At 68.3% G+C, this 23471-nt stretch carries 27 protein-coding genes; 16 read left to right on the forward strand and 11 right to left on the reverse strand.

Translation table 11 applies throughout. From position 1 onward, the window contains the following. The 5 genes from AX690_RS13415 to AX690_RS13430 all read left to right on the forward strand — a co-directional run. A partial coding sequence (locus AX690_RS13415) for a Spy/CpxP family protein refolding chaperone (protein ID WP_066730410.1) occupies positions 1 to 486 on the forward strand: 486 nt, incomplete at its 5' end. Between the two features lie 121 nt (positions 487 to 607). Further along, on the forward strand, positions 608 to 1351 hold the full coding sequence (ccmC, locus tag AX690_RS13420) for a heme ABC transporter permease CcmC (protein WP_066687579.1): 744 nt from the start codon (positions 608 to 610) through the stop codon (positions 1349 to 1351). Further along, complete coding sequence (gene ccmD, locus AX690_RS22350; RefSeq protein ID WP_082769652.1) at positions 1348 to 1515, forward strand: heme exporter protein CcmD; 168 nt, start codon at positions 1348 to 1350, stop codon at positions 1513 to 1515. Before ccmC ends, ccmD begins: the two co-directional genes overlap by 4 nt. Beyond that, complete coding sequence (locus AX690_RS13425) at positions 1512 to 2024, forward strand: DsbE family thiol:disulfide interchange protein (protein ID WP_066687576.1); 513 nt, start codon at positions 1512 to 1514, stop codon at positions 2022 to 2024. The genes ccmD and AX690_RS13425 overlap by 4 nt, the downstream gene beginning before the upstream one ends. Before the next feature lie 98 nt (positions 2025 to 2122). Beyond that, the gene (locus tag AX690_RS13430; protein ID WP_066687573.1) at positions 2123 to 2395 is read left to right on the forward strand and encodes a hypothetical protein; all 273 of its coding nucleotides are present in this window, start codon (positions 2123 to 2125) and stop codon (positions 2393 to 2395) included. 671 nt (positions 2396 to 3066) lie between these two features. Here the strand turns inward: AX690_RS13430 and AX690_RS13435 are convergent. From AX690_RS13435 to ftsY, 3 genes are all read right to left on the reverse strand, one after another. Continuing rightward, positions 3067 to 3627 (reverse strand): MarR family winged helix-turn-helix transcriptional regulator, encoded by a 561-nt coding sequence (locus AX690_RS13435; RefSeq protein WP_066687570.1) that lies wholly within the window; start codon positions 3625 to 3627, stop codon positions 3067 to 3069. A gap of 108 nt (positions 3628 to 3735) precedes the next feature. Then, positions 3736 to 4347, reverse strand: coding sequence for an inner membrane-spanning protein YciB (locus tag AX690_RS13440; protein WP_066687568.1), 612 nt, complete (start codon positions 4345 to 4347; stop codon positions 3736 to 3738). Positions 4348 to 4350: 3 nt separating this feature from the next. After that, entirely contained in the window at positions 4351 to 5292 is a 942-nt protein-coding gene (gene ftsY / locus AX690_RS13445) for a signal recognition particle-docking protein FtsY (RefSeq protein ID WP_066687566.1), read from the reverse strand. Positions 5293 to 5384: 92 nt separating this feature from the next. On the opposite strand from ftsY, the gene AX690_RS13450 reads away from it, so the two are divergent. Continuing rightward, a complete protein-coding gene (locus AX690_RS13450) occupies positions 5385 to 6029 on the forward strand; it encodes a trimeric intracellular cation channel family protein (protein ID WP_066687565.1) in 645 nt (214 codons plus the stop codon). A gap of 99 nt (positions 6030 to 6128) precedes the next feature. On the opposite strand, the gene AX690_RS13455 is transcribed toward AX690_RS13450, so the two are convergent. The 4 genes from AX690_RS13455 to dapF form a co-directional block, all read right to left on the reverse strand. Continuing rightward, positions 6129 to 6569 carry a GFA family protein gene (locus AX690_RS13455; protein ID WP_066687563.1) on the reverse strand — a complete coding sequence of 147 codons (441 nt, stop codon included), beginning with the start codon at positions 6567 to 6569 and terminating at the stop codon, positions 6129 to 6131. Between the two features lie 6 nt (positions 6570 to 6575). Then, the gene (locus tag AX690_RS13460) at positions 6576 to 7469 is read right to left on the reverse strand and encodes an endonuclease/exonuclease/phosphatase family protein (protein WP_231732199.1); all 894 of its coding nucleotides are present in this window, start codon (positions 7467 to 7469) and stop codon (positions 6576 to 6578) included. A gap of 77 nt (positions 7470 to 7546) precedes the next feature. Beyond that, positions 7547 to 8890, reverse strand: coding sequence for a tRNA (N(6)-L-threonylcarbamoyladenosine(37)-C(2))-methylthiotransferase MtaB (mtaB, locus tag AX690_RS13465; RefSeq protein WP_066687558.1), 1344 nt, complete (start codon positions 8888 to 8890; stop codon positions 7547 to 7549). Positions 8891 to 8894: 4 nt separating this feature from the next. Continuing rightward, positions 8895 to 9764 (reverse strand): diaminopimelate epimerase, encoded by an 870-nt coding sequence (dapF, locus tag AX690_RS13470; protein ID WP_066687557.1) that lies wholly within the window; start codon positions 9762 to 9764, stop codon positions 8895 to 8897. Positions 9765 to 9795: 31 nt separating this feature from the next. Between dapF and AX690_RS13475 the strand changes: the two genes are divergently transcribed. The 3 genes from AX690_RS13475 (at position 9796) to AX690_RS13485 (ending at position 14992) form a co-directional block, all read left to right on the forward strand. Further along, positions 9796 to 10596: a potassium channel family protein gene (locus tag AX690_RS13475; RefSeq protein ID WP_066687555.1), complete on the forward strand. Its 801-nt coding sequence runs from the start codon at positions 9796 to 9798 to the stop codon at positions 10594 to 10596. Between the two features lie 64 nt (positions 10597 to 10660). Then, positions 10661 to 12823, forward strand: coding sequence for a prolyl oligopeptidase family protein (locus tag AX690_RS13480; protein ID WP_066687550.1), 2163 nt, complete (start codon positions 10661 to 10663; stop codon positions 12821 to 12823). Further along, the gene (locus AX690_RS13485; protein WP_066687546.1) at positions 12824 to 14992 is read left to right on the forward strand and encodes a prolyl oligopeptidase family protein; all 2169 of its coding nucleotides are present in this window, start codon (positions 12824 to 12826) and stop codon (positions 14990 to 14992) included. Positions 14993 to 15001: 9 nt separating this feature from the next. Here AX690_RS13485 and AX690_RS13490 read toward each other — a convergent pair whose 3' ends face one another. The 3 genes from AX690_RS13490 to AX690_RS13500 all read right to left on the reverse strand — a co-directional run bounded on the left by AX690_RS13490 (position 15002) and on the right by AX690_RS13500 (position 16478). Then, positions 15002 to 15451: a hypothetical protein gene (locus AX690_RS13490; RefSeq protein WP_066687541.1), complete on the reverse strand. Its 450-nt coding sequence runs from the start codon at positions 15449 to 15451 to the stop codon at positions 15002 to 15004. An 86-nt stretch (positions 15452 to 15537) separates the two neighbouring features. Beyond that, positions 15538 to 15873 carry a DUF2218 domain-containing protein gene (locus AX690_RS13495; protein WP_066687539.1) on the reverse strand — a complete coding sequence of 112 codons (336 nt, stop codon included), beginning with the start codon at positions 15871 to 15873 and terminating at the stop codon, positions 15538 to 15540. Positions 15874 to 15887: 14 nt separating this feature from the next. Beyond that, entirely contained in the window at positions 15888 to 16478 is a 591-nt protein-coding gene (locus AX690_RS13500) for a PadR family transcriptional regulator (protein ID WP_066687533.1), read from the reverse strand. Positions 16479 to 16758: 280 nt separating this feature from the next. Here AX690_RS13500 and AX690_RS13505 point away from each other — a divergent pair, with 280 nt between their 5' ends. Genes AX690_RS13505 through AX690_RS13525 form a run of 5 tightly spaced genes read left to right on the forward strand, consistent with a single transcriptional unit; the run spans position 16759 to position 20362 of the window. Next, positions 16759 to 17595, forward strand: coding sequence for a VacJ family lipoprotein (locus AX690_RS13505; protein WP_231732201.1), 837 nt, complete (start codon positions 16759 to 16761; stop codon positions 17593 to 17595). Between the two features lie 14 nt (positions 17596 to 17609). After that, on the forward strand, positions 17610 to 18242 hold the full coding sequence (locus AX690_RS13510) for a phospholipid-binding protein MlaC (RefSeq protein WP_066687524.1): 633 nt from the start codon (positions 17610 to 17612) through the stop codon (positions 18240 to 18242). A gap of 29 nt (positions 18243 to 18271) precedes the next feature. Further along, positions 18272 to 18787 (forward strand): outer membrane lipid asymmetry maintenance protein MlaD, encoded by a 516-nt coding sequence (gene mlaD, locus AX690_RS13515; RefSeq protein ID WP_066687520.1) that lies wholly within the window; start codon positions 18272 to 18274, stop codon positions 18785 to 18787. Position 18788: 1 nt separating this feature from the next. After that, positions 18789 to 19598: an ABC transporter permease gene (locus tag AX690_RS13520; protein WP_066687514.1), complete on the forward strand. Its 810-nt coding sequence runs from the start codon at positions 18789 to 18791 to the stop codon at positions 19596 to 19598. Beyond that, entirely contained in the window at positions 19595 to 20362 is a 768-nt protein-coding gene (locus AX690_RS13525; protein WP_066687512.1) for an ABC transporter ATP-binding protein, read from the forward strand. The genes AX690_RS13520 and AX690_RS13525 overlap by 4 nt, the downstream gene beginning before the upstream one ends. Positions 20363 to 20364: 2 nt before the next feature. On the opposite strand, the gene AX690_RS13530 is transcribed toward AX690_RS13525, so the two are convergent. Beyond that, positions 20365 to 21267 carry a hydrogen peroxide-inducible genes activator gene (locus AX690_RS13530; protein WP_082769653.1) on the reverse strand — a complete coding sequence of 301 codons (903 nt, stop codon included), beginning with the start codon at positions 21265 to 21267 and terminating at the stop codon, positions 20365 to 20367. A gap of 217 nt (positions 21268 to 21484) precedes the next feature. Here AX690_RS13530 and AX690_RS13535 point away from each other — a divergent pair, with 217 nt between their 5' ends. Then, positions 21485 to 22030: a carboxymuconolactone decarboxylase family protein gene (locus AX690_RS13535; protein ID WP_066687508.1), complete on the forward strand. Its 546-nt coding sequence runs from the start codon at positions 21485 to 21487 to the stop codon at positions 22028 to 22030. A gap of 150 nt (positions 22031 to 22180) precedes the next feature. Beyond that, on the forward strand, positions 22181 to 23471 hold a 1291-nt coding region (gene creS, locus AX690_RS13540; protein WP_066730412.1), incomplete at its 3' end, for a crescentin.

Below are 23471 nucleotides of genomic sequence, written 5' to 3' on the forward strand. Positions count from 1 at the left end.
CCGCCAGCCCCGCCCGCGCCGCCGCCGATCGACGCCATGATGGCCATGGGTCCGGGCATGATGATGATGCACCACGGCCGCGGCCTGGATCCGGCCCAACGCGCCGAACACCTGCGCGACGTCCTGCAGCTGCGTCCCGACCAGGACGGCGCGCTGAAGGCCTATGTCGAGGCCACCTCGCCCAAGATCGTGGTCAAGAAGGACGAGGCCGACGACAAGGACGGTCCCGACCGAGCGATCGATCGCAAGCCTCCGACCACGCTGGAGCGGCTCGACCAGATGTCCAAGGCCGCGGAGGCCATCCAGAAACGCGTCGCCGCCACCCGCGCCTTCTACACCGCCCTGTCGCCCAGCCAGCAGAAGGCCTTCGACGCCCTCGACCTGGAACGCGGCGGCGACCATGTCTTCATCCGTCGCTTCGAGACCCGCGGCCCGACGCCGTTCAAGGGGTCGCGGACGACGGTGATCCAGCGCAAGGTCGGCTGACCCCGGCCTTACGTCCGGAGGGCGGCGCGCCTGCACGCGTCGCCCTTCCTCGGCCGCTTCTTCCGGTTCCGTAGCGATACGGCCATTGCCCGCGCCGCCCGGCCGCTCTAGAGCGTGATCCATGGACGCGCGCCACACGTTCGATTTCCTGACCAACCCCGAGCGGTTCATGGCCTTCTCGCGATGGGCCGCCCCGCTGCTGGGCGTGCTGTCGGCGATCGCCGCCGCCGTCGGCCTCGTGCTGGCCTTCCTGGTTCCCGAGGACTATCAGCAGGGCGACACGGTGCGGATGATGTTCATCCACATCCCGGCCGCCTCGCTGTCGCTGTTCATCTATCTGTGCCTGGGCGTCGCCAGCTTCCTGGCCCTGGTGTTCCGGCAGGCCCTCGCCGACCTCGCCGCCCAGGCCTGCGCCCCGATCGGGGCGGCCTACACGGCCCTGGCCCTGATCACCGGCTCGCTGTGGGGCAAGCCGATGTGGGGCGCCTGGTGGGTGTGGGACGCGCGCCTGACCTCGGTGCTGGTGCTGCTGCTGTTCTATCTCGGCTACATGGCCCTGCGCGGGGCGCTCGAAGATGAGCAGAAGGCCGCGCGCGCCGCCGCCATCCTGGCCCTCGTCGGGCTGATCAACCTGCCGATCGTCAAGTTCTCGGTCGAGTGGTGGAACACCCTGCACCAGGGCTCCTCGACCTTCATGGCCGCCAAGGGCGATGGCCTGCCGGCGATCTACGCCTGGCCGGCCGTGCTGATGGGCCTGGCCTATCTCGGCGCGTTCGGCGCCCTGTGGCTGGTGCGGATCCGCGCCCTCGTCTGGCGGCGCAAGGCCCGCAGCCTGTCGCTGAAACTGGCGGAGGGCGCGCGATGAGCTTCGACTTCGACGCGGGCAAGTACGCCCCCTACCTGTGGCCGGCCTTCGCCATCTCGGCCCTGGCCTTCGCCTGGATGATCACGAGCAGCCTGCTGATGGCCCGCCGCTGGCGGCGCGAGGCCGAGCGCCTGCAGGCCGAGTTGGAGTCTTCGAAGTCGTGAAGCGCTGGCTGGCCTTCGTCCCGCTGCTGATCCTGCTGGCCCTGGCGGGCCTGTTCGCCGGCTACGCCCTGAAGCGCGACCCGCGCGTTCAGCCCCAGGCCCTGGTCGGCAAGCCGGCGCCGGCCCTGCTGCTGCCCGAGCTGACCAGCGGAACGCCGACGGCGATCCGCACGCCCGGCGAGGGTCCGATCCTGGTGAACTTCTTCGCCTCCTGGTGCGCGCCCTGCGAGGTCGAGCACCCGCAGCTGATGGCCCTGAAGGCGCAGGGCGTGAAGGTGATCGGGATCGCCTACAAGGACGCCCCGGCCAACACCCAAGCCTTCCTGACGCGCCTTGGCGATCCCTTCGCCTTGAAGGTCATCGACCGCGACGGCCGGGCGGGGCTGGAGTTCGGCGTCACTGGCGTGCCGGAGACCTATCTGGTCGGCTCGGATGGCGTGATCATCGCCAAGCACACCGGCCCGCTGACGCCCGACGCGGCGGAAGACCTGCTGAAAAAGGCGAAGTAGCGCCCGCCGGGGTGCGCGGACAGGTCGCGCCCAAAGCCCGTTAACTTTGCGTTGACCATACTCGCGCACGCTTTGTTAACCGTGCTAGATTCCGAGTCATGAGCAACGTCCGTCCCGCCGGTTGGCCCGTCGTTCCGTCGCAGACCCCGTCGGTCCCCGCCAAGACCGGCGCGTCGACGCGCGCGGCCTTCTTCCAGGCGGCCCTGACCGACGCCGCGCCGACCCGTCCAGCGGTCGCGCCCTCGACGGTGCAGCTTCAGGCCCAGGCTCAGTCGCAGCAACGCGCGGCCCCGCAAAAGCCGTTCGTCCAGCCCGACGCCCAGCCGCAGAAGATCCTGCGGCCGGGGTCGTTGCTGAATATCCTGGTCTGATTTCTAAGTTTACGGTGATTGTTATTCTAGCGATTCGAGCCGATGCTCGGATCACCTATGAATATGAAGCACTTCATGGGTCTGTACCTCGGTGAACGGTACGACCCAATCACCGTGTGCCATATACCCAACCAACTCGCAGCCGTTATCGGAGCTGTTCGAGGACGTGTTCTTTTATCGCATGAGACGATAACGAAACAATTATCGCATCATCCCGATTTGACGATAGACGACTATCAAGTTTTGCGGGCCTGCTTGATGATGGGCGAATATCGGCAGGACGGTCCGCGCAGCGCATCTATTCTATTCACGGACACTGTCTATAATTCTTGCAATTATCGCGCGGCCGTTAAGTCAACCGGTGACGGAAAACGAATATATTGTTTGTCATTCAATCGCATACGTGACCGCCAACTCGCCCAGGCGAGACGCAAGCCTTATCCGATCATCAAGGAGCACGACTGAAAACGGGGGCCGAAGCCCCCGCTTTTGGGTGAGGTGGGGCCTGTCCACGAACCCCACATAGCGCTACCGCTCAGGCTACCAACGTTAAATAGACTGGCAGTGCTACGGCCGACAGAATTTCACCGTGTCACTCACGGGAAGAAATCTAGTAGATATTCTACCGATTCGCAAGCTGCCAGACTCGATTCCTGCGATTCGTCAAGCCCTTACGCCGCCTTCTTCGCGGCCTTGTCCTTTTTCACCTTCTTGTCCTTCTTCGGCTTGTCGGCCTTTTCGGCCTTGGCCTTCTTGGACTTCGGGGCGGCCTCTTCCGGATGCAGGTCGGCGCCGGCGACATCGGACAGCAGGTCGAGGAAGCCCTCGCGCTTGCTGGGCTTGAGCAAGGCGAGAATGCGGGCGTCGGCCATGGCCACCATCGGGCGGACGGCCTCCAGGGCTTCGCGGCCGGCGGCGGTCAGGCGCACGCTGTTGGCGCGGGCGTCCTCGCTGGAGCGCTGACGTTCAAGATGGCCCTTGGTGATCATGCGCGCGACCATGTCGGCCAGGGTCGAGCGGTCGATGCCGGTGGCGCGGACCAGGGCCGTCTGGGTGACGCCCTCGTTCTCGGCCACGGCGGCCAGGACGGCGAACTGGCGCTGGGTCACCCCGGCCTCGCCGCATTCCTCGGCGTAGATGTCGAGGGCCAGTTGCAGGACCCGGTGCAGAAGATGGCTGGGCGAACGCTCCAGCAGGCTGCCGACCGTTCTTTCGCCCTTGCTCTTGGCCATCTCTCGCGCCCCCACATCGCACGGTCCCTCGACCGACGACTGAACGCTAGCATCGTAACACGTCGATTTGACGACAACGGTCCGTGGACGGCGGAAAGCGAAGCGGGACTAGAAGCCCGCGTCCGGAGGTTCGGCCGCCGCGGGCTCGTCGCCCTTGGCCATGTGCTTCATCATGAAGGGGATCTGGGTCGCCACGAACACCAGGGCCAGCGGCAAGAGACCTAGGCGGAACTTCACCCAGGTGTCCGTACCCTGAGTATTGCGAACCACCTCGTTCAGCACCGCGACGAGCGCGAAATAGGCGCCGTAGCGCAAGGTCAGGGTGCGCCAAGCCGCGTCGGGCAGGTGCAAGGCCTCGCCCATCAGCAGCTTCAGCGGCTGGCGGCCCATCAACGTGCCACCCAGCAGGAAGACGGCCAGGGCCAGGTTGATCACCGTGACCTTGATCTTCACGAAGATGTCGGAGTGGAAGACGAGGCCCAGGGCCCCGAACACCAGGGCCATGCCGCCGAAGAACAGCGGCAGCAGGGCCAGGCGCCGCTCGACCGCGTAGCCGATCGCGAGAGCCGCGACCGAGGCGGCCACCAGCACCCAGGTCGCCTTCTGGAAGTCCTTGGTGACGAAATAGGCGACGCCGAACGCGATCGCCGCGCCGTAGTCGACGACCGTCCGCACCCAGCCGGCGTTCTTTTTCGCGGCCTCGACCGGCGCTTCGCTCACGGATCAGTCCTTCAGGCCGACGAGCGAGCGCGAAAAGGCCCGGGCGTCGAACGGTTGCAGGTCCTCGACCCCCTCGCCCACCCCGATCAGCTTGATCGGGCTGTCGGAGGCGCGGGCCACCGGCACCAGCACCCCGCCGCGCGCGGTGCCGTCCAGCTTGGTCATGACAATCCCGGAGACGCCGACCTGGTTGCCGAAGATCTTCTCCTGAGCCAGGGCGTTGCGGCCGACGGTGGCGTCCAGAACCAGCAGCGTCTCGTGCGGATAGTCCGGATCGACCTTCTTCACGACACGGATGACCTTCAAGAGCTCGTCCATCAGGCCCTGCTTGTTCTGCAGGCGGCCGGCGGTGTCGATCAGCACCACGTCATAGTGCTCGGCCTTGGCGCGCTCGACGGCCTCGTAGGCCAGGCCGGCGGCGTCGGCGCCGGTGGGCTTGGACATGAAGTCCGCGCCGGCGCGGTCGGCCCAGACCTTCAGCTGCTCGACGGCGGCGGCGCGGAAGGTGTCGCCGGCGGCGATCAGCACGCGCGCGCCCTTCTCGGTCAGGTCGGCGGCGATCTTGCCCAGCGTCGTGGTCTTGCCCGAGCCGTTGACGCCGATGAACAGCACCACATAGGGGCGCGGACCGTGCAGCGGGTCGAAGCTGCCCTGGCGGTCGGCCAGCTCGGCGGCGATCAGCTCGGCCAGGGCTTCCTTGACCTCGTCGTCGGTCGAGGACTTGCCGAAACGCGCCTTGCCGAAGGCCTCGGTGATCCGGGCGGCGATCTCGGGGCCGAGATCGGCCTCGATCAGCATCTCTTCCAGGGCGTCCAGCTGTTCCTGGTCCAGGGGCTTCTTGGTGAAGACCCCGGTGACCTGCTCGGTCATCGCCTGCGACGTCCGGGTCAGGCCGGAGGTCAGGCGTTGGAACCAGCCTTTTTTCTGATCGGGCTTGTCGCTCATCCGCGCCCCTTTAGCCGACCCGGCGAAAGTGTAAATCCGGATTTAACCGGACACGGTTAGCGCGGGCCGCCCAGCCGTGCGATGAAAAGGGCATGGACGTGCAACTTGACCCTTTGGGAACGGCGCTTTTCTGGCTCGACTACGCGGCCGCGGCGGTTTTTGGGGCAACCGGCGCCCTCGCGGCGGCCCGGCGCAAGCACGACATCATCACCTTCGGATTCTTCGCCGCGATCACCGGGGTCGGCGGCGGAACGCTGCGCGACCTCTTGATCGGCGCGCCGGTCTTCTGGGTGCAGAGGCCGGGCTACATCGTCGCGTGCCTGGCCGCCGCCACCGTGGTCTGGCTGCTGGGCAAGCGCGGCTGGCGGTTCCGGGCCCTGCTGTGGCTGGACGCCCTGGGCATGGCCGCCTATTGCGTGGTCGGCACGGCCAAGGCCCTGAACCTGGGCGTGCATCCGTTCAGCGCCGTGGTCATGGGCGTTCTGACCACCGCCTTCGGCGGGGTGATCCGCGACGTGCTGGCCGAGGAGCCGAACCTCCTGCTGCGCCGGGAGATCTACATCACCGCCGCCCTCTTGGGGGCCAGCGTGTTCGCGGCGCTGAAGCTGGCTGGCGTCCCGTTCTGGCCGGCCGGGATCGCTGGGTTCGCCGCCGCCTTCGGCCTGCGGGCCTGCGCGATCAAGTTCGGCTGGAGCCTGCCGGGGTTCATGGGGGAAGATCGGGCGGACGGGCGATAACTCGCCCCCTCCGGGCCTTCGGCCCTCCTCCCCCGAAGGGGGAAAAAGGTCCGAGCGTCCTTCCGCCCGCCTTTGGGGGCGGACGACCCGCGAAGCGGGTCAGGTGGGGGGAGTATCGTGGTCCGGATGCTGCCGGCTCACCACCGCCCCCGTCGGCCCCATCGGCGGCCGCACCGGCATGTCGGCGAGGTGGTCCATCCAGGCCGGGCGGCTCGCGACCGCCAGCTGAACCCCCGGCTCCACGGCCGAGGGATCGTCGAAGGCGAAGACCGCGAGATCGATCTTGTCGGCGCTCCACTCGAAGGTCAGCGGCGTGCCGCAGGCGGCGCAGAAACCGCGTTGGATGTTGTCTGAGCTCTGGAAGGTCGCGCGCTGGCCGCGGGTCCAGGCCAGCTGGGCGACGGTCACGGTCACCAGCGCCCCGAACGGCCCGCCGAACGCCTTCTGGCACATGCGGCACCAGCAGATCGAGGCGCGTTGGGGCTCGCCCTCGACCCGAAACCGCACCGCGCCGCACTGGCAGCCGCCGCTCAAGCCCATGATCCCCTACCTCTTCGGCGCCAGCCGGAACGTCACCTTGTAGCCGTCGTGGTCGGACAGCGCCGGCTCGGACGCGCCGTCGAACGTCGCCTCGACCGCGACGGGCGTCACCGTGACCTGTTCCCCATCCAGGAAGCCGATCAGGTCCTGGGTGTCCAGCCAGGGCGCGTCGCCGTCATAGGAGATCTGGGTGGCGCAGGCGCCGGGGCGGTGGTGGCACCAGCGGCTGACCACCTCGAACGGATAGTCGGCCATCACGTGGTTGAAGCGCTCGGGCGAGTGCATGACGTTGAAGTCCCCGCCAACCAGTAGCGGCGCGCCGGGCGTGCGGTCTTCCCGCATGAAGCGCTTCAACTCGTCGGCCTGCAGGTGGTGGGCCTTCGTGGCGCGGCTGCGCGGCACGCCCGAGGCGCCCTTTGAGTTCAGATGCGTGTCGGCGATCTCGACCGGCGCGGGCAGGCCGGGCACGTCCAGGCTGACCAGCATGACGCCCTTGTTGGCCAGGCAGTCCAGCCCCGCGCAGTAGTGATAGGCGTGCGACTTGACCCAATTGATCGGGTGATCGCTCAGCACCCACAGGCCGCTGGAACCCCACTTGCCCAGGCCCTCGCCCTTGCGGCGATACATCACGCGCCGGAAGTCGGGCTTTTGCCCCTGCAGCATGTTGGGGTCGCGTTGCCCCTTGTTCGGACCTCGCGCCACATAGGGATAGCCGCTTTCGTCGACCAGGTCCCAGACCTCGGAGCGGAAACCTTCCTGCAGCAAGACGACGTCGGGCTGGCGCCCCGCCGCGCGCATGGCCGCCAGCTCGCGGCCGATCGCCTTCAGCGCCTCGCCGCGCCCGGTGCGGACCGGCCAGGGCAGGCCCTCGACATTGTAGGTCATGACGCTGAACGTCACGGGCTTGGGCGTTTCGGCGCGCGCCGGGGCTGTCGCGAGAACGGCGAGCAGCAGGGCGGCGGTCAGCGCTCGCCGGATCAGGCGACCTGCTCCGCGATCACTCTTTCCCCGATCACTCTGGCGCCGTCATGGCCCGTGACCTTGAAGGCCACGATCTGGCCGGCCGGCGCCTCGCCCTCGAAGCGGATCTCGGTGAAATCCTCGGCCCGCGCCAGGCCGTCGCGTTCAACGAGGCCCGACAGAACCCGGCCGACCTGGCGCTCGAGGTGGCGTTCGAGGCCCCGTTGACCCGCCTCCCGCAAACGACGGGCGCGATCCTTGATCACCGGGCCCTTGACCGGCGGCATCCGCGCGGCCGGGGTGCCGGGGCGCGGGCTGTAGGGGAAGACGTGCAGGAAGGCCAGATCCGCCTCCTCGACCAGGCGCAGGGTGTTCTCGAACGCCGCGTCGCTCTCGGTCGGGAAGCCGGCGATCAGGTCGGCGCCAAAGGCGGTGTCGGGGCGCACGCGGCGGACCTCGGCGACCAGCTTCAGGGCGTCTTCGCGGCTGTGGCGGCGCTTCATGCGCTTGAGGATCATGTTGTCGCCCGCCTGCAGCGACAGGTGCAGGTACGGCATCAGGCGCGGCTCGGTCTCGAGCAGGGCGAAGAGGTCGGGGTCGATCTCGGCGGCGTCGATCGACGAAAGCCGAAGCCTGGGCAGGTTTGGGACCATGCGCAGGATGCGGCCGACCAGCTGGCCCAAGGTCGGCTGCTCGGGCAGGTCCGCGCCCCACGAGGTGACGTCGACGCCGGTCAGCACCACTTCCTGATAGCCCTCGGCGGCCAGCTTGCGGACCTGCTCGACGACCTCGGCGGCCGGGGCCGAGCGCGAGTTCCCGCGGCCATAGGGGATGATGCAGAAGGTGCAGCGGTGGTCGCAGCCGTTCTGGACCTCGACATAGGCCCGGGCGCGGTCCTTGAGACCATCGATCAGGTGGCCGGCGGTCTCCTTGACCGACATGATGTCGTTGACCCGCACGCGGCCGGTCTCCAGCAGCGCGCCGGGCGCGGCCTTCTCGGCGTTGCCGAGCACGAGATCGACCTCGGGCATGGCGGCGAAAGCGGCGGGATCGACCTGGGCGGCGCAGCCGGTGACGATGACCCGCGCGCCCGGACGCTCGCGACGAGCCTTGCGGATCGCCTGGCGGGCCTGGCGCACGGCCTCGCCCGTCACGGCGCAGGTGTTGAACACCACCGCGTCGGTGACGCCGTCGGCGGCGGCGCGGGCGCGGATGGCCTCGCTCTCATAGGCGTTCAGGCGGCAGCCGAAGGTCACGACCTGGACGCCGTCCGGGCCGGAGGAAATGACAGCGGGACCGCCCTCCTCGCCGGATTGGGGTTTCGGCTTCGGCGTCGCCTTGATGACGGTGTAGGTCGCCATGGCTTTAAGCGGCGACCGCCTCGGGCAGCTTGCCGGCGAAGTCCATGCTGACCGGGCCGGTCATGATCACGTGGCCGTCGCTCTCGCGCCATTCGATGGTCAGGGCGCCGCTCTCGAATTCGACCTTGGCCTTGCGGTCGGTCAGGCCGCGGCGCACGGCCGCGACCTGGGCGGCGCAGGCGCCGGTGCCGCAGGCGGCGGTCAGGCCCGCGCCCCGCTCCCAGACCTTCAGCCGGATGTGGTCGCGGCTTTCGACGTAGGCGAAGCCGACATTGACGCCCTCGGGGAACAGCGGGTGATGCTCGACCAGGCTGCCGGTCTTCGTCGCGAACTCATCGCTGACCGGCGCGTCGACAAAGAACACGACGTGCGGATTGCCCATCGAGACGCAGACCGGAGTATGAACCCACGGGGCGTCGATCGGACCGACCTGCAGCTCGACGCGGGCGGTGTCCATCGCCTCGGCCAGCGGGATCTGGTTCCACTCAAGACGCGGCGGACCCATGTCGACGGTGACCAGCTTCTCGCCGGCGGCGACGCCCGACAGACGCCCGGCGACGGTGTCGAAGGCCACCTCGGTCTTGCCGGCCGACTGCATCAAGAGCCACGCCACGCAGCGCGTGCCGTTGCCGCAGGCGCCAGTCTCCTCGCCGTCGGCATTCCAGAACCGCACATAGGCCGACGCGCCCTCGGCCTTGGGCGGGTCTATGGCGATGACCTGGTCGCAGCCGATCCCGCCGTTCTTCCCTTCAGAATCCGGGCGTTTGGCGATCGCGCGGATCTCCTCGGGGGTCGGATCGAAGCTCTGGGTCAGGGTCTGGACCACGACGAAGTCGTTGCCCAGGCCGTTCATCTTCAGGAAGGTGCGGCTCATGGTCGGGCTATATAGTGGAAAGCCAAGCAAAATGCACCGCGACGATCAGCGCCGGGACAAGGGCGAACTTCGCCTCCGGGCCCGACTGCGGGCGCTGTACCATGGCGCGTCGCCGACGGCGGTTCGGTTCCGCTACGCGATCATCCTGATCGACATCGCGATCATCGCCTTCTTCATCGCCGCGCCGCTGATGCAGCGCCACGGGGTGACCTTCTATCTGATCGACTACGGCGTCGCGACGTTCCTGGCGCTGGACCTGGCCGCGCGGGCCTTGGCGCACGGGGATATCAAGGCGTGGCTGAGAAAGCCGATCGTCTGGCTGGACCTGTTTGTCCTGGCGACCCTGCTATTCCCGGCCTGGCTGTTCAATTTCGGCTTCCTGCGCGTGTTGCGCCTATGGACCCTGATCCACAGCGAGTTCTTCTGGCGCACGGTCGGACGGCGCTATGACGACACACGCGTCGAGGACGTGACCCGGGCGGCCAGCTCGCTGGTCACCTTCGTCTTCGTGGTGACCGGCTTCGTCTATACGAGCTTCGCGGGCCGACACGAGGGCATCGGCGGCTATGTCGACGCCCTCTACTTCACCGTCACCAGCCTGACGACCACCGGCTATGGCGACGTCACCTTGCCGGGGGTGTGGGGCAAGCTGCTGTCGATCGCGGTGATGCTGGGCGGGGTGTCGCTGTTCATCGGCCTGATCCAGTCCATCCTGCGGCCGCACAAGGTCGTCCATCCTTGCCACGTCTGCGGCCTGCGCCGGCACGATCCGGACGCCGTCCACTGCAAGGCTTGCGGCGTCCTGCTGAATATTCCCGACGAAGGACTGTGAGCTTCCCTTCTTGGGGGCCGCCAAGCTCTGGCGCTGGAGAAAATTTCCGATACCGTCCCCCGCCATGACCCTGTTTCGCACCTGCTCCGCCGCGGCCCTGGCCGCCGTGCTTGCCTCCTTCGCCGCCGGCGCCGCCGCCGCTCAGGCGGCCGATCCCCACCTGGCCCTGGAGGCCGTGGAGAGCCCCGAGTCCCTGGCCTGGGTGAAGGTTCAGAACGACAAGACGCTGCCGCTGCTGTCGGCCGATCCGCGCTTCGCCGGCCTGCAGGCCGATGCGCTGAAGATCCTGGCCAGCAAGGACCGGATCGCCATGCCGAACTTCGTCGGCAAGACGGTCTTCAACTTCTGGCAGGACCAGACCCACGTGCGCGGCGTCTGGCGGCGGACGAGCCTGGAGTCCTACAAGTCGGCCGATCCGCAGTGGGAGACGGTGATCGATCTCGACGCCCTGGCCGCCGCCGAGGGCAAGAACTGGATCTGGAAGGGCGCCGACTGCCGGCCCAAGACCCACGACCGTTGCCTGGTGAACCTGTCGAACGGCGGCAAGGACGCCGTCACAGTCCGCGAGTTCGACCTGACGACCAAGACCTTCATCGATCCGGCGGCGGGCGGCTTCGTCCTGCCCGAGAGCAAGCAGACGATCGAGTGGCTGGACGCCGACACCCTGATCCTGACCCGCGACTGGGGTCCGGGCACGACCACCGACAGCGGCTACGGCATGGTCATCAAGACGCTGAAGCGCGGCCAGACCCTAGACCAGGCGGTCGAGGTCTATCGCGGCCAGAAGGCCGACGTCTCGGCCCGCCCGAACGTGCTGCGCGACGCGGCCGGCAATCGGGTCGTCCTGCTGACCCGCGCCACCGACTTCTTCCACGACGAGACCTATCTGTGGGACGGCCAGACCGCCCGCCTGCTGCCGATCCCGCAAAAGGTCGGCGTGCGGGGCCTGATCGACGGCAAGCTGGTCCTGAAGATCGAGGAAGCGTGGACCCCGAAGGCTCTGGCGACCCCGCTGACCTATCCGGCCGGCGCGCTGGTCGCCGTCTCGCCCGGAAAGCTGCTGCCGGCGGACCGCAAGTCCGGCGACGCAATCGCGATCAGCAACGACTGCGATCCTTGCCAGCTTCTGGCCCCCGGTCCGCGCCAGTCGATCGACCAGGTGGCCGTCACCGACCATCGCGTGCTGGCCGTGGTCTATGACAATGTCCGGGGCAGCCTGGTCAGCCTGCGGCTGCGCGGCGAGTTCGGGGTGACGTCCCAGCCGCTGCCGGTGATCGACAACGCCGCCGTCTCGCTGGGCTCGCATTCGGACGAGGGGGACGACGTCTTCTATACGGTGGAAGGCTTCCTCACGCCGACCCAGCTGAAGCTCGCCGACGCCACCGGGACCACCGCCCAGACCGTCAAGGCCCTGCCGGCCCTGTTCGACGCCACGAACCTTGTGGTCGAGCAGAAGTCGGCGACCTCGAAGGACGGAACGAAGATCCCCTACTTCCTGGTCCACCGGAAGGACTGGAAACTGAACGGCCAGAACCCGACCCTGCTGCACGCCTATGGCGGCTTCAACCTGTCCAAGCTGCCGGTCTACGATCCGCTGGTCGGCAAGCTGTGGCTGGAGCGCGGCGGGGCCTACGCGGTGGCCAACATCCGGGGCGGCGGCGAGTTCGGCCCGGCCTGGCACGAGGCGGCGCTGAAGGCCAACCGCCAACGGGCCTATGACGACTATTTCGCCGTGGCCGAGCGCATGATCGCCGACAAGGCGACCTCGCCGCGGCATCTCGGCGCCTATGGCCGCTCGAACGGCGGCTTGCTGATGGGCGTGGCCATGACCCAGCGTCCGGACCTGTGGAACGCGGTGGTGGTCGAGAGCCCCCTGCTGGACATGATCCGCTACACCCAGCTGCCGGCCGGCGCCTCGTGGATTGGCGAGTACGGCGACCCGGCCATCCCGGCCGAGCGGGCCTGGATCGAGACGTACAGCCCCTATCAGAACCTGAAAGCCGGCGTGAAATACCCGCTGGCCTACATCACCACCTCGACCAAGGACGACCGCGTCCACCCCGGCCACGCCCGCAAGTTCGCCGCGCGCCTGGACGATCTGAAGGTCGACCACCTCTATTTCGAGAACACCGACGGCGGCCACGCCAACGGCGCCGACCCCAAGGCCAACGCCCGCCGCTGGGCCCTGCACTACACCTATCTGTCGCGCCAGCTGATGGATCACTAGATGAAGCGTCTTCTCCTCGCCCTCCTGGCCACCACGAGTCTGATGACCCTGACCCCCGCGATCGCCGCCGACGGCGCCAAGCCGGCCGAAGCCCGCACGCCTCTGTCCGAGCTGGGCAAGGATGATCCGTATCTGTGGATGGAAGAGATCGAGGGGACCCGCGCCCTCGACTGGGCCAAGGCCGAGAACAAGCGCAGCCTCGGCGTGCTGCAGGGCGACGCCCGCTATGCCGACCTGGAAGCCAAAGCCCTGGCGATCCTGAACGCCAAGGACCGGGTGCCGGGCGTGTCGTTCGCCGGCGACGGGAGCTTGCGCAACTTCTGGCAGGACGCCGACCACGTGCGCGGCCTGTGGCGCAAGACGACGCTGGACAGCTACCGCACGGCGAACCCCGCCTGGGAAACGATCCTCGACATCGACGCCCTCTCCAAGGCCGAGAACGCCAACTGGGTGTTCAAGGGCGCCGGCTGCCTGCCGCCGGACGAGACGCGGTGCCTGATCACCCTGTCCAATGGCGGCAAGGACGCGGTGACGGTCCGCGAGTTCGACACCACGACCAAGAGCTTCGTGGACGGCGGCTTCGTCCTGCCCGAGGGCAAGCAGAACTATGCGTGGCTGGACAAGGACACCCTGTTGGTCGGCCGGGAATGGACGCCGGGCGAGCTGACCGACTCCGGCTACGCCTATGTGCTGAAGACGCTGAAGCGCGGCCAGACCCTGGACCAGGCGGTCGAGGTCTATCGCGGGCAGAAGACCGACGTCTCGGTCAGTCCGATCGTGCTGCGCAATGCCGACGGCAAGGTGATGGGCGTGATCGCCCACCGGGGCGTCACCTTCTTCGAAAGCGAGCACTACCTGATCACCGACAAGGGCGCGGCCAAGCTGCCCCTGCCGCCCAAGGTCTCGATCCAGGCCTTCGTCGAGGGCCGCCTGATCTTCCTGCTGGAACAGGACTGGCCCGAGCACGGCCTCAAGACCGGGGACCTGGCCCAGTACAATATCGACCCGCTGACCGTGGACGCCTATGCCGACCTGGCGGGCGGCCCTCGCGCCGGCGCCCATCCGGCGCTGATCTTCCGGCCGACCGCGAAGCAATCCGTGGAGTCGGTGACGAACACGCGCAACAAGCTGGTCGTGGGCCTGCTGGACAACGTCAAGGGCGCGGCCCTGGTGTTCAGCCACGGCGCCAAGGGCTGGACGTCGCAGAAGCTGGACCTGCCGGCCAATTCCAGCATCGGCCTGGGCTCGGCCTCGGAAAAGGATGACCGGATCTTCTTCACCGTCACCGGCTACCTGACCCCGACCACCTACTGGCTGGCCGACGCGGCCAGCGGCAAGCTGGAGCAGGTCAAGGCCTCGCCCGCCCGCTTCGACGCCTCGACCCACGTGGTCGAGCAGTTCGAGGCGACCTCGTCCGACGGCGTGAAGATCCCCTACTTCGTCGTGCGTCCGAAGAGCGTGAAATATGACGGGTCGGCCCCTACCCTGCTCTACGCCTATGGCGGCTTCCAGGTGCCGCTGACCCCGGGCTATTCGGGCGTGATGGGCAAGCTGTGGCTGGAGCGCGGCGGGACCTATGTCGTCGCCAACATCCGCGGCGGCGGCGAGTTCGGCCCGGCCTGGCACGAGGCCGGCCTGAAGGCCAACCGCCAGAAGGTCTATGACGACTTCTTCGCCGTTTCCCAGGACCTGATCGCCCGCAAGATCACCTCGCCCCGACGCCTGGGGATCATGGGCGGCAGCAACGGCGGCCTCCTGATGGGCGTGGCCCTGACCCAGCGGCCCGAGCTCTACAACGCCGTCGTCGTTCAGGTGCCTTTGTTCGACATGATCCGCTACAGCCAGATCGGGGCCGGCGCCTCGTGGGTGGGCGAGTATGGCGACCCGGCCATCCCGTCTGAACGGGCGGTGATCGCCAAGTACGACCCCTATTCGAACCTGAAGGCCGGGAAGAAATATCCCGAGGTCTTCATCGAGACCTCCACCAAGGACGACCGGGTCCACCCCGCCCACGCCCGCAAGGCGGCCGCGCGGCTGATGGAGCTGGGCTATCCGGTGCTCTATTACGAGAACATCGACGGCGGCCACGCCGCCAGCGCCAACCTGGCCGAAACGGCCCGGCGTCAGGCGCTGGAGTACGTGTACCTGTCCCGCCGGCTGATGGACTGAGACCGGGCCTCAGGTCGCCGGCGCGGTGAAGAAGGTCCGGCAAATCGCCTGACTGGCGGCCTCGGCCAGGATGAGTTCCGGGTCGCGAACGGCCGCCATCAGGCCCTCGTCGGGCGTCTGCACGTCGATCCGCTGGAGATCGATCACGGCCTTGTCGCTGGCCTGCCTCACCTTGACCTGGGCGACCAGGCGGTTGGGGCGGTGAAGGTCAATATCGCCAAGCCGGCGGATGTTCAGCCGCTCGATCTTCAGATCAAGACGCAGGTCCCGGCCCGCGGCGCAGACCGCCAGTCCCTCGTCCACCGCCTCGGTCAGGGTCGAGGTGAAGGTCTCGCTGGGCCCCTGACCCCAGGTCCAACCGGCGTGGATCACCACGTCGCGCACCCGGGCCCGAGGCGCGGCCTCGGCGCCCGACGCAACCGTCAGCGCCAGCAAGATGGCGGTCCTCAGAGTCTTCATGATCATCCTCGACAAGCTGGACACGCCTTAAAGCGAAGCTTGCATGAACCGGAGATGACCAGCGTTCTCCGAGCGCGGTCCTGGCCTCAGTGGGCGGCGTTGATCCGGATGGCCGCCGGATCGACGCCGCCGGCGAACCAGGCCCGGGTCCAGCCGTATTTCAGCTCACCCTCGCGGAAGGCGAAGCGGTCGAGGTGCTTGGCCACCACATCCTCGAGGCGGGTCAGGCCTTCCAGGTCGGCGGCCTCGAGCGTGATGTCGAGACCGTCGGCGTGGGCGGTCATGTGGCAGGTTCCCAGCGGCAGCGGAAACAGGGCCGAGGTCTCGTCATAAACAACCTCGAACTTGTGACTCCAGTGCTTGGCCAGCTGGGTCATGTAGCGAGCCGCCTTGTCGGTGGCGACGCGAGCGTGGCTTTGCATGCGCGCGCCTCCCCTCAGATCGACTCGATGGCGGTCGCGGCGTCGTCCAGCGCCTTGGCCACCGCCGCGATCTGTTCGGCCGTCAGCTGGCCGCCGTGCAGCTTGAGCCGCAGGGCCGTCTTCAGGTTCTCGCGAGCGCGCAGGATCTGCGGCGAGAAGGCCGCGCTGGCGGACGCCGCCTCGGCCATGCGCTCGAACAGCGAGCGGACCGGCGCGTCGTTGCTGGCCAGGAACGCCTCGCCCTCGGGCGTGATCGTATAGAGCTTCTTGCCGCCGCCGGCGTCGCTGGCGGTGACGTAGCCCATCTCTTCCAACAGGGTCAGGGTCGGATAGACCACGCCCGGGCTGGGGCTGTAGGCGCCGCCCGCCGCGGCCTCGATGGCCTTGATCAGCTCATAGCCGTGGCTGGGCTTGTCGGCGATCAGCTTGAGAACCACGAAGCGCAGGTCGCCGTGATCGAAGAACCGGCCCATGCGGCCGCCCCGGCCCTGCATGGGATGGCCGCGACCGGGATGACCGCCGTGGAAGCCGAACGGGTGACGGCCGTGGTGCTCGTCGCCTTGGCCGCCCCAGCGGCCGCGATGGTGATGATGTCGTCCAAACATGTCTTTCGACTCCGTTTCGTTATATCGAATTTACAGATATATCGAAACCGATCGTCGTCAAGAGCTATTTTCGATATATCTAAAACGTAACGCGAATCATCTGTCGCAAGGCCGGCTTAAAATCTGGGCGCGAGGGCGCGCGAGGAGCAACCAGTGCGACTTGTCGGCCTCAGTGGGGCCTTAATCGACCTAGAGGAAACCAGGTCGCGAGCGAATTAGTCGCCGTCAATCTTGATACGGAAGACGACGTGAATACATGGCGCGTGTGAGAAGCAGGAGCATGAGCTTGAGCCACCAGGACCAGAGCGCGCGCCGCAAGGCGGCCGGCCGGCGTATGACCGCCGCCGGACTGACCGTGGCCGCCGGCCTTCTGGCCCTCGCGCCGGCCGCTCACGCCGCCCACCAGGCGCCCGCCCCCGCCGGAAGCGTCTCCGCCAACGATCCGCTCGAAGGCTTCAACCGCGGCGCCTTCAAGCTCGGCATGGGCCTGGACAAGGTGCTGCTGGCGCCGATCGCCCACGGCTACATGGCCGTGACGCCCAAGCCGGTCCGCGACCGCGTCAGCTCGGCCGTCTATAATCTCGGCGAGCCCAACACCGTCATCAACATGGTGCTGCAGGGCAAGCCCAAGCGCGCCATGCGCTCGACCACCCGCTTCGTCGTCAACTCGACGGTCGGCGTGCTGGGCCTGTTCGACGTGGCGTCGAAGATGCACCTGCCGCGCCGCGATTCCGACTTCGGCCAGACCTTCGGCTATTACGGCGCGGGGCCCGGGGCCTATATCTACGTGCCGCTGATGGGTCCGCTGAATGTCCGCGACGGCATCGGCCGCGCCCTGGACATGGCGACCGACCCCGTCGGCGCCGTGGCCGGCGGGATTGGCACCGACTTCGGCAAGGCCCGCCTGGGCGTCACCATCGTGGATGTCCGCACGCAGGCCGATCCGGCCTTTCATGCGTTGAAGGACTCCTCGGACCCGTACGTCACGGTGCGTTCGGCCTATGGCCAGTACCGCGAAGCCTTCATCCGGCAGGCCACCGGCGAAGCCGAGGACCTGCCCGATTTCGACGCGCCGCCGCCTGACGCCTCCGCGCCGCCGGCGACGCCGAATCCATAGCGATTGGTAAGATCATGACCCTGTTCACCACCCGGCGCGGCGCAAACGCCGCGCTTTTGGCTTTCTTCGGCGCCGTCGCGATCGGCGCGCCGGCCATGGCCCAGGCCCGCGATCCCGGCGCCGAGGCCTTCGTGCAGACCAAGGCCCAGCGCGTCATCTCGGTGCTGGCCAATAAGGGCATGAGCGAGGCCCAGAAGAAGCAGATCTTCCACCAGGCGGTGGACGAGCTGGCCGATGTGCCGCGCATCACCAACTTCGTGCTGGGCAAGTACGCCCGCACCATCACGCCGGACCAGCGCGCCCGCTTCGCGCCGGCGTTCCGGACCTATGCCGAGAACGTCTATCAGGACCGCATCGACGACTATAAGGGCGAGGTCCTGAAGGTCACGGGCTCGGTCGTGCGCAAGCCCGGCGACGTGATCGTCAACACCACCATCTCGGGCGGCCAGATCAGCCAGCCGCTGCCGGTCGCCTGGCGCGTGCTGGGCGGCGGCCAGACCTGGAAGGTCGTCGACGTGCAGTTCAAGGGTGTCTGGCTGGCCATCACCCAGCAGCAGGACTTCGTCTCGACGATCGACAACGCCGGCGGCAACATCGACGTGCTGATCAACCAACTTCAAAAGGGGCAGAGCGCCAAGAGCCGCTAAGCGGCGGGGCGTTCGAGGACGGATAAGACATGGCGTTGCGCGAACAGTGGGCCGAGACGGCCATGGGCGTGGTGGTCCTGGCTCTGGCCGGCGGCTTCCTGACCTATTCCCTCAGCGTGGGCGGCGTCTCGACCAAGCGCGGCGCCTACGAGATCAGCGCCAAGTTCGGCGAGGCCGGCTCGCTGGCCCCCGGCGCCGCGGTCAGCGTCGCCGGCGTCAAGGTCGGCACCGTCTCGCAAGTCACGCTGGAGCCCAAGACCTACCTGGCCGTCGCCAAGCTCAGCATCGATCCGACGGTGAAGCTGCCGGCCGACTCGACGGCCAAGATCACCAGCGACGGCCTCTTGGGCGGCGCCCACATCGCCATCGCGCCGGGCGCGTCGCTTGAGGACCTCAAGCCCGGCGGCGAGATCGAGAACACCCAGGGCGCCGTCGACATTTTCGGCCTGATCGGCTCGGTGATCCGTCCGCAGGGCGGGGGCTCCGGCGGGGCCAGCGAAGCGGCGCCCGCGCCGTCGGCCTCGCAGCCGGCCGAGAGCTACTGACATGACCGCCGGCGAGGCGGCCCGGAAGGTCGCCGTCAATCCCATCCAGGCGTTGGGTCGCTCGACCCTGGCCGCCATCCGCATGGTCGGATCGGTCGGCGTGTTCGCCGCGCGCGGAACCGCCGCTGCGCTGAGCCCGCCCTGGTTTCCGGGCCAGCTGCTGCGCCAGTTCATGGCCATCGGCTTCTTCTCGCTGCCGGTCGTCGGCCTGACCGCCGTCTTCACCGGCGCGGCCCTGGCGCTGAACATCTTCACCGGCGGCGGCCGCTTCAACGCCGAGCAGGTGATGCCGCAGATCGTGGCCCTGGGCATCACGCGCGAGCTGGGCCCCGTGCTGGCCGCCCTGATGCTGGCCGGGCGGGTCTCGGCCGCGATCGCCGCCGAGATCGGCGCCATGCGCGCGACCGAGCAGATCGACGCCATGCGCACCCTGTCGACCGACCCCTTCCGCTATCTGGTCGGGCCCCGCCTGCTGGCCGGCGTGCTGATGCTGCCCCTGCTGACCGCTGTGGCCGACACGATCGGCGTCGCGGGCGGCTGGCTGGTGGCCACCCGGGTGCTGGAGTTCAACCCGACCGTCTACATCCGCAACACCATCGACTTCCTCGAAAGCTGGGACATCGTCTCGGGCCTGATCAAGGCGGCGGTGTTCGGCTTCATCGTGGCGCTGATGGGTTGCTATCACGGCTACAACGCCTCGGGCGGGGCGCGCGGCGTCGGCCGGGCCACGACTCACGCCGTGGTGTCCTCGGCGATCCTGATCTTCGCCTCGGACTACCTCCTGACCACCTTCTTCACCCATATGTCATGACGCAGACCCCGAAACTGGCCTGGAAGGGCGTCACCAAGCGCTTTGGCGAGCGAGCGGTCCTGGACGGCCTGGACCTGTCGGTGGCGCCTGGCCGCTCGCTGGTGATCATCGGCGGCTCGGGACAGGGCAAGTCGGTGACGATCAAGACCGCGCTCGGTCTGATGCGGCCCGAGGCCGGCCAGATCGAGCTAGACGGCGAGAACATCGTGGGACTGTCGGAAAGCCAGCGCCGCAAGCTGTTCTCGCGGATCGGCGTGCTGTTCCAGGGCGCGGCCCTGTTCGACAGCCTGAGCATCTGGGAGAACGTAGCCTTCCGCCTGCTCAACGCCGACGGCGTGCCGCGCAAGGAGGCCCGGGCGCGGGCCATCGAGGCCCTGGAGCAGGTGCGCCTGGACCCCGCCGTCGCCGATCGCTTCCCGTCGGAGCTGTCGGGCGGCATGCAGAAGCGCGCCGGCCTGGCGCGGGCGGTCGTCGCGCGACCGGAGATCCTGTTCTTCGACGAGCCGACCACCGGCCTCGACCCGATCACGGCGGCGGCGATCAACGAGCTGATCTCGCACCAGGTGCGCCGGCTGGGCTCGACCGCCATCTCGATCACCCACGACCTGGCCTCGGCCCAGACCATCGGCGACGAGATCGCCATGCTGCACGGCGGCAAGATCGTCTGGCGCGGCCCGGCCGCCGAGCTGCGGACGACCGACAACCCCTATGTGCGCCAGTTCGTGGAAGGGCGCGCGGACGGACCGATCGCCCATACGGCCTAAGGTCAGACCGCCTCGCGCAGGGTCTCGGCCAGCAGGCGCCCTTCGACCGAGCGGCTGGAGCCCGAGCGCCAGGCGACCACGATCTCGCGGCTGGGATGCTCGGTCGCCAGGGGACGCACAGTGACGGCGGCCTTGTCGGTCAGCCCCGCCTGGACCGCCATGGCCGGCAGGAACGAGACGCCCAGGCCCGAGCCGATCATCTGCACCAGGGTCGGCAGGGACGTCGCCGCGAAGCTCTCTTCCTCGCCGACGCCTTTCGGCGGCTCGAGGCCGCAGGCCGCCAGGGCGTGGTCGCGCAGGCAGTGACCATCCTCCAGCAGGATCAGGTCATCGCCGCGCAGGCTGTCGGGATCAACCCGGATCGAGGCGGCCATCGGATGGTTGGCCGGGGCGGCGGCCAGCAGCTCGTCGTCCTCGACATGGGCCCAGTCCAGGCCGGACATGTCATAGGGCAGGGCGATCAGCGCCGCGTCCAGCGCCCCCGACTTCAACGCGCCGATCAGCCGCTGGGTCAAATCCTCGCGCAGGAACAGCTTCAGCTTGGGAAAGCGATCGCGCAGGACGGGCAGGGCGCGGGGCAGCAGATAGGGCGCCACCGTCGGGATCACGCCCAGCCGGAAGCGGCCCGACAGCGGCTGGCCGGCGCCGCGCGCGGCCTGCACCAGATCCTCGGCCCTCGCGAGAATATCCTCGGCGCGGCGGACGGCCTCCTGGCCGGCGGCGGTCAGGATCACGCCCGAGCGCGCGCGGTCGACCACCGGCGCGCCCAGGATCTTTTCCAGCTCCTGGATGCCGGCCGACAGGGTCGGCTGGGTGACGTGAGCATTCTCGGCCGCGCGGCTGAACGAGCCGTGCTCGGACAGCAGCTTCAGATAGTGCAGTTGGCGCAGGGTCGGTAGCATCAGCAGAATATAGGCGCTCTCTATCGGAAATCAAAAAACTATCGATTGGATAACTTCGAGGGCAGGGCGTACCCATCGGCCATGGCGAAAGGCTTCAGGGATCTCCCCCACCGCCCCGAAGCGCCCAGCCTTGGTCCCGGTCCGCTCACCCCCCTCCCGGCGGACCGGGACGCCGTCCCCGGACAATGCTATGCGGCGGCCGCCACGTTCGGAGCCGACCATGTCGATCGAAGCCTTGCGCCTGCCGGCCTATGCGCGGGACATCGCCACGAACCTCTCGGTTCTCGCCCGGGAAACCGTGCTGTCGGACCAGGCCAAGTGGGGCTGTTTCGTCGCCAGCGCTCACGCGGTCGGCGAGCCCTCGACCATCCGGGCCCTCGCGGGCGCCGCCCAGGCAGGGGGCCTTTCGCCCGAAGGCTTTGACGCCGCCAGGACCGCCGCCGCGATCATGGCGATGAACAACGTCTATTTCCGCGCTCTGCACCTGATGACCGCGCCGGATTACCGGGACCTGCCGTCGCGCCTTCGGATGAACCGGCTGTCGCGGCCCAGCGTGTCCGCGGTCGATTACGAGCTCTGGTGCGTGGCGGTGTCGGCCATCAACGGCTGCGGCGCGTGCCTCGACGCCCACGAGGCCGAGCTGCGCGAACGGGGCGTGGCGCCGATCCAGGTCCAGGCCGCGTTGAGGATCGCGGCCGTGGTGAACGCGGTCGGCCGGGTGTTGGCCGCCGAGGCCGCCGCCAATCCCCGAAAATGGGGCGTTTGAGCAGGGTCCGCGACGCCCGGTCGCGGCTAGGCCTACTCGACATTCATCTTGTCCGTGAACTAAGTTGTTAACCTCTGGGTAAGAGATTCGCGGCGTTCGCCGTCGTTCCTGAGGAACGCGTCGGGCCCGCATGGGGCGAAGGTGGGCGAGATGAGACTGCTGTCGAAGAACTCTCGGGATAAGAACGCCAAGCCGGCCGTCCTCACGGACGACCGCAGCGAGGCGATGCTTCACCAGATCGAGTCCACCCAGGCGATCGGTCAGCGCTACGAGACCATCCACGGCGGTCTCGACAGCATCGGCCGGGTCATGGAGCACCTGAAGGCCATCGAGCCGCTGATCGCCGAGATCCGCGGTCCGGTCGGCCAGGAGTTTGAAGCCCGCCGCGCCGAGCACGCCGAACTGATCGCCCTGCGCGCCAACTTCGACCAGGCCCAGCGTCAGATCGCCCAGATCCAGGCCGAGGAGCGCGAGGTCAGCGCCCGCCTCGCCGCCGCCGAAACCGCCCTCGGCGAGTCCGAAGCCCGCCGCCAGAGCCAGGACGTCACGCTCGAGGACAACGCGCTCGAGATCGACCGCCTGCGCAACGCCCTGCTGCAGTCGGACCTGAAGGTTTCCAACCTCGACGCGTCCTTGCGCGACGCCAACGCCCGCATCGAGCACCTGGTTCAGGACGTCGAAGGCCTGCGCGCCCAGGCCCAGGACATCGACGCCCGTCGCGGCGACGCCGAGGCCGCCCTGGCCCGCGCCAACCAGGACAACGCCCTGCTGGGCGAGGAAGCCGCCACGCTCAAGAAGCGCGTCGATCAAGCGGGTCTCGATCTGGCTCGCCTGTCGCGCATCGAAACCGACCTCGAGGCTCAGATCGCCGCCGAACGCGCCCGGGTCCAGGCGCTGGAAAACGCGCTCGCGGCCCACCAGACCGACAGCGGTCGCATCGTCCGCGGCCTGGAAAGCCAGGTCGAGGCCAGCCGCGCCGAGATCTCGGCCCTGCAGACCCGCCTCGAGACCGCCACGGGCCGCGCCGACAAGCTGGAAGAGATGAACACCCAGCTCTCGGCCCGCCTGGCCGAGTCCAGCGCTCACCAGAAGGCTGTCGAGCGCCGGGCCGGCGACCTCAACGTCGCCCTGGAGCGCGCCCTGGAACGCATCCGCGCCCTGGAGGAAGAGGCCGAAAGCCTGCGTCAGCGCCACGCCGGCGTCGACACCGCCCGCGCCACCGCCATCGAGCGCGCCGACCAGCTGGCCAAGAGCGCCGTCGCCCAGGAAAAGGCCATGAAGCGCGCCGAGGAGCGCGCCCAGCAACTGCGGGCGCGCCTGGAGGCCATGCAGGAGGCCCAGGACCAGATCCGTCGCGAGCACGAGGACAAGGTCTCGGAGCTGCAGGCCACGATCGAACGCCTCACCTCGGAGAACGCCCTGGCCGAAGGCGCCCTGGAAG

The sequence above is a fragment of the Caulobacter sp. CCH9-E1 genome (assembly GCF_001556515.1).
Classification (GTDB): Bacteria; Pseudomonadota; Alphaproteobacteria; order Caulobacterales; family Caulobacteraceae; genus Caulobacter.

What these genes read in the sequence shown, in the direction of transcription:
- ccmC (WP_066687579.1), top strand. Translation starts at nt 608, where the DNA reads ATGGACGCGCGCCACACGTTCGATTTCCTGACCAACCCCGAGCGGTTC.
- ccmD (WP_082769652.1), top strand. Translation starts at nt 1,348, where the DNA reads ATGAGCTTCGACTTCGACGCGGGCAAGTACGCCCCCTACCTGTGGCCG.
- AX690_RS13430 (WP_066687573.1), top strand. Translation starts at nt 2,123, where the DNA reads ATGAGCAACGTCCGTCCCGCCGGTTGGCCCGTCGTTCCGTCGCAGACC.
- AX690_RS13435 (WP_066687570.1), bottom strand. Translation starts at nt 3,627, where the DNA reads ATGGCCAAGAGCAAGGGCGAAAGAACGGTCGGCAGCCTGCTGGAGCGT.
- ftsY (WP_066687566.1), bottom strand. Translation starts at nt 5,292, where the DNA reads ATGAGCGACAAGCCCGATCAGAAAAAAGGCTGGTTCCAACGCCTGACC.
- AX690_RS13450 (WP_066687565.1), top strand. Translation starts at nt 5,385, where the DNA reads ATGGACGTGCAACTTGACCCTTTGGGAACGGCGCTTTTCTGGCTCGAC.
- AX690_RS13455 (WP_066687563.1), bottom strand. Translation starts at nt 6,569, where the DNA reads ATGGGCTTGAGCGGCGGCTGCCAGTGCGGCGCGGTGCGGTTTCGGGTC.
- mtaB (WP_066687558.1), bottom strand. Translation starts at nt 8,890, where the DNA reads ATGGCGACCTACACCGTCATCAAGGCGACGCCGAAGCCGAAACCCCAA.
- dapF (WP_066687557.1), bottom strand. Translation starts at nt 9,764, where the DNA reads ATGAGCCGCACCTTCCTGAAGATGAACGGCCTGGGCAACGACTTCGTC.
- AX690_RS13475 (WP_066687555.1), top strand. Translation starts at nt 9,796, where the DNA reads ATGCACCGCGACGATCAGCGCCGGGACAAGGGCGAACTTCGCCTCCGG.
- AX690_RS13480 (WP_066687550.1), top strand. Translation starts at nt 10,661, where the DNA reads ATGACCCTGTTTCGCACCTGCTCCGCCGCGGCCCTGGCCGCCGTGCTT.
- AX690_RS13485 (WP_066687546.1), top strand. Translation starts at nt 12,824, where the DNA reads ATGAAGCGTCTTCTCCTCGCCCTCCTGGCCACCACGAGTCTGATGACC.
- AX690_RS13490 (WP_066687541.1), bottom strand. Translation starts at nt 15,451, where the DNA reads ATGAAGACTCTGAGGACCGCCATCTTGCTGGCGCTGACGGTTGCGTCG.
- AX690_RS13495 (WP_066687539.1), bottom strand. Translation starts at nt 15,873, where the DNA reads ATGCAAAGCCACGCTCGCGTCGCCACCGACAAGGCGGCTCGCTACATG.
- AX690_RS13500 (WP_066687533.1), bottom strand. Translation starts at nt 16,478, where the DNA reads ATGTTTGGACGACATCATCACCATCGCGGCCGCTGGGGCGGCCAAGGC.
- AX690_RS13505 (WP_231732201.1), top strand. Translation starts at nt 16,759, where the DNA reads ATGAGCTTGAGCCACCAGGACCAGAGCGCGCGCCGCAAGGCGGCCGGC.
- AX690_RS13510 (WP_066687524.1), top strand. Translation starts at nt 17,610, where the DNA reads ATGACCCTGTTCACCACCCGGCGCGGCGCAAACGCCGCGCTTTTGGCT.
- mlaD (WP_066687520.1), top strand. Translation starts at nt 18,272, where the DNA reads ATGGCGTTGCGCGAACAGTGGGCCGAGACGGCCATGGGCGTGGTGGTC.
- AX690_RS13520 (WP_066687514.1), top strand. Translation starts at nt 18,789, where the DNA reads ATGACCGCCGGCGAGGCGGCCCGGAAGGTCGCCGTCAATCCCATCCAG.
- AX690_RS13525 (WP_066687512.1), top strand. Translation starts at nt 19,595, where the DNA reads ATGACGCAGACCCCGAAACTGGCCTGGAAGGGCGTCACCAAGCGCTTT.
- AX690_RS13535 (WP_066687508.1), top strand. Translation starts at nt 21,485, where the DNA reads ATGTCGATCGAAGCCTTGCGCCTGCCGGCCTATGCGCGGGACATCGCC.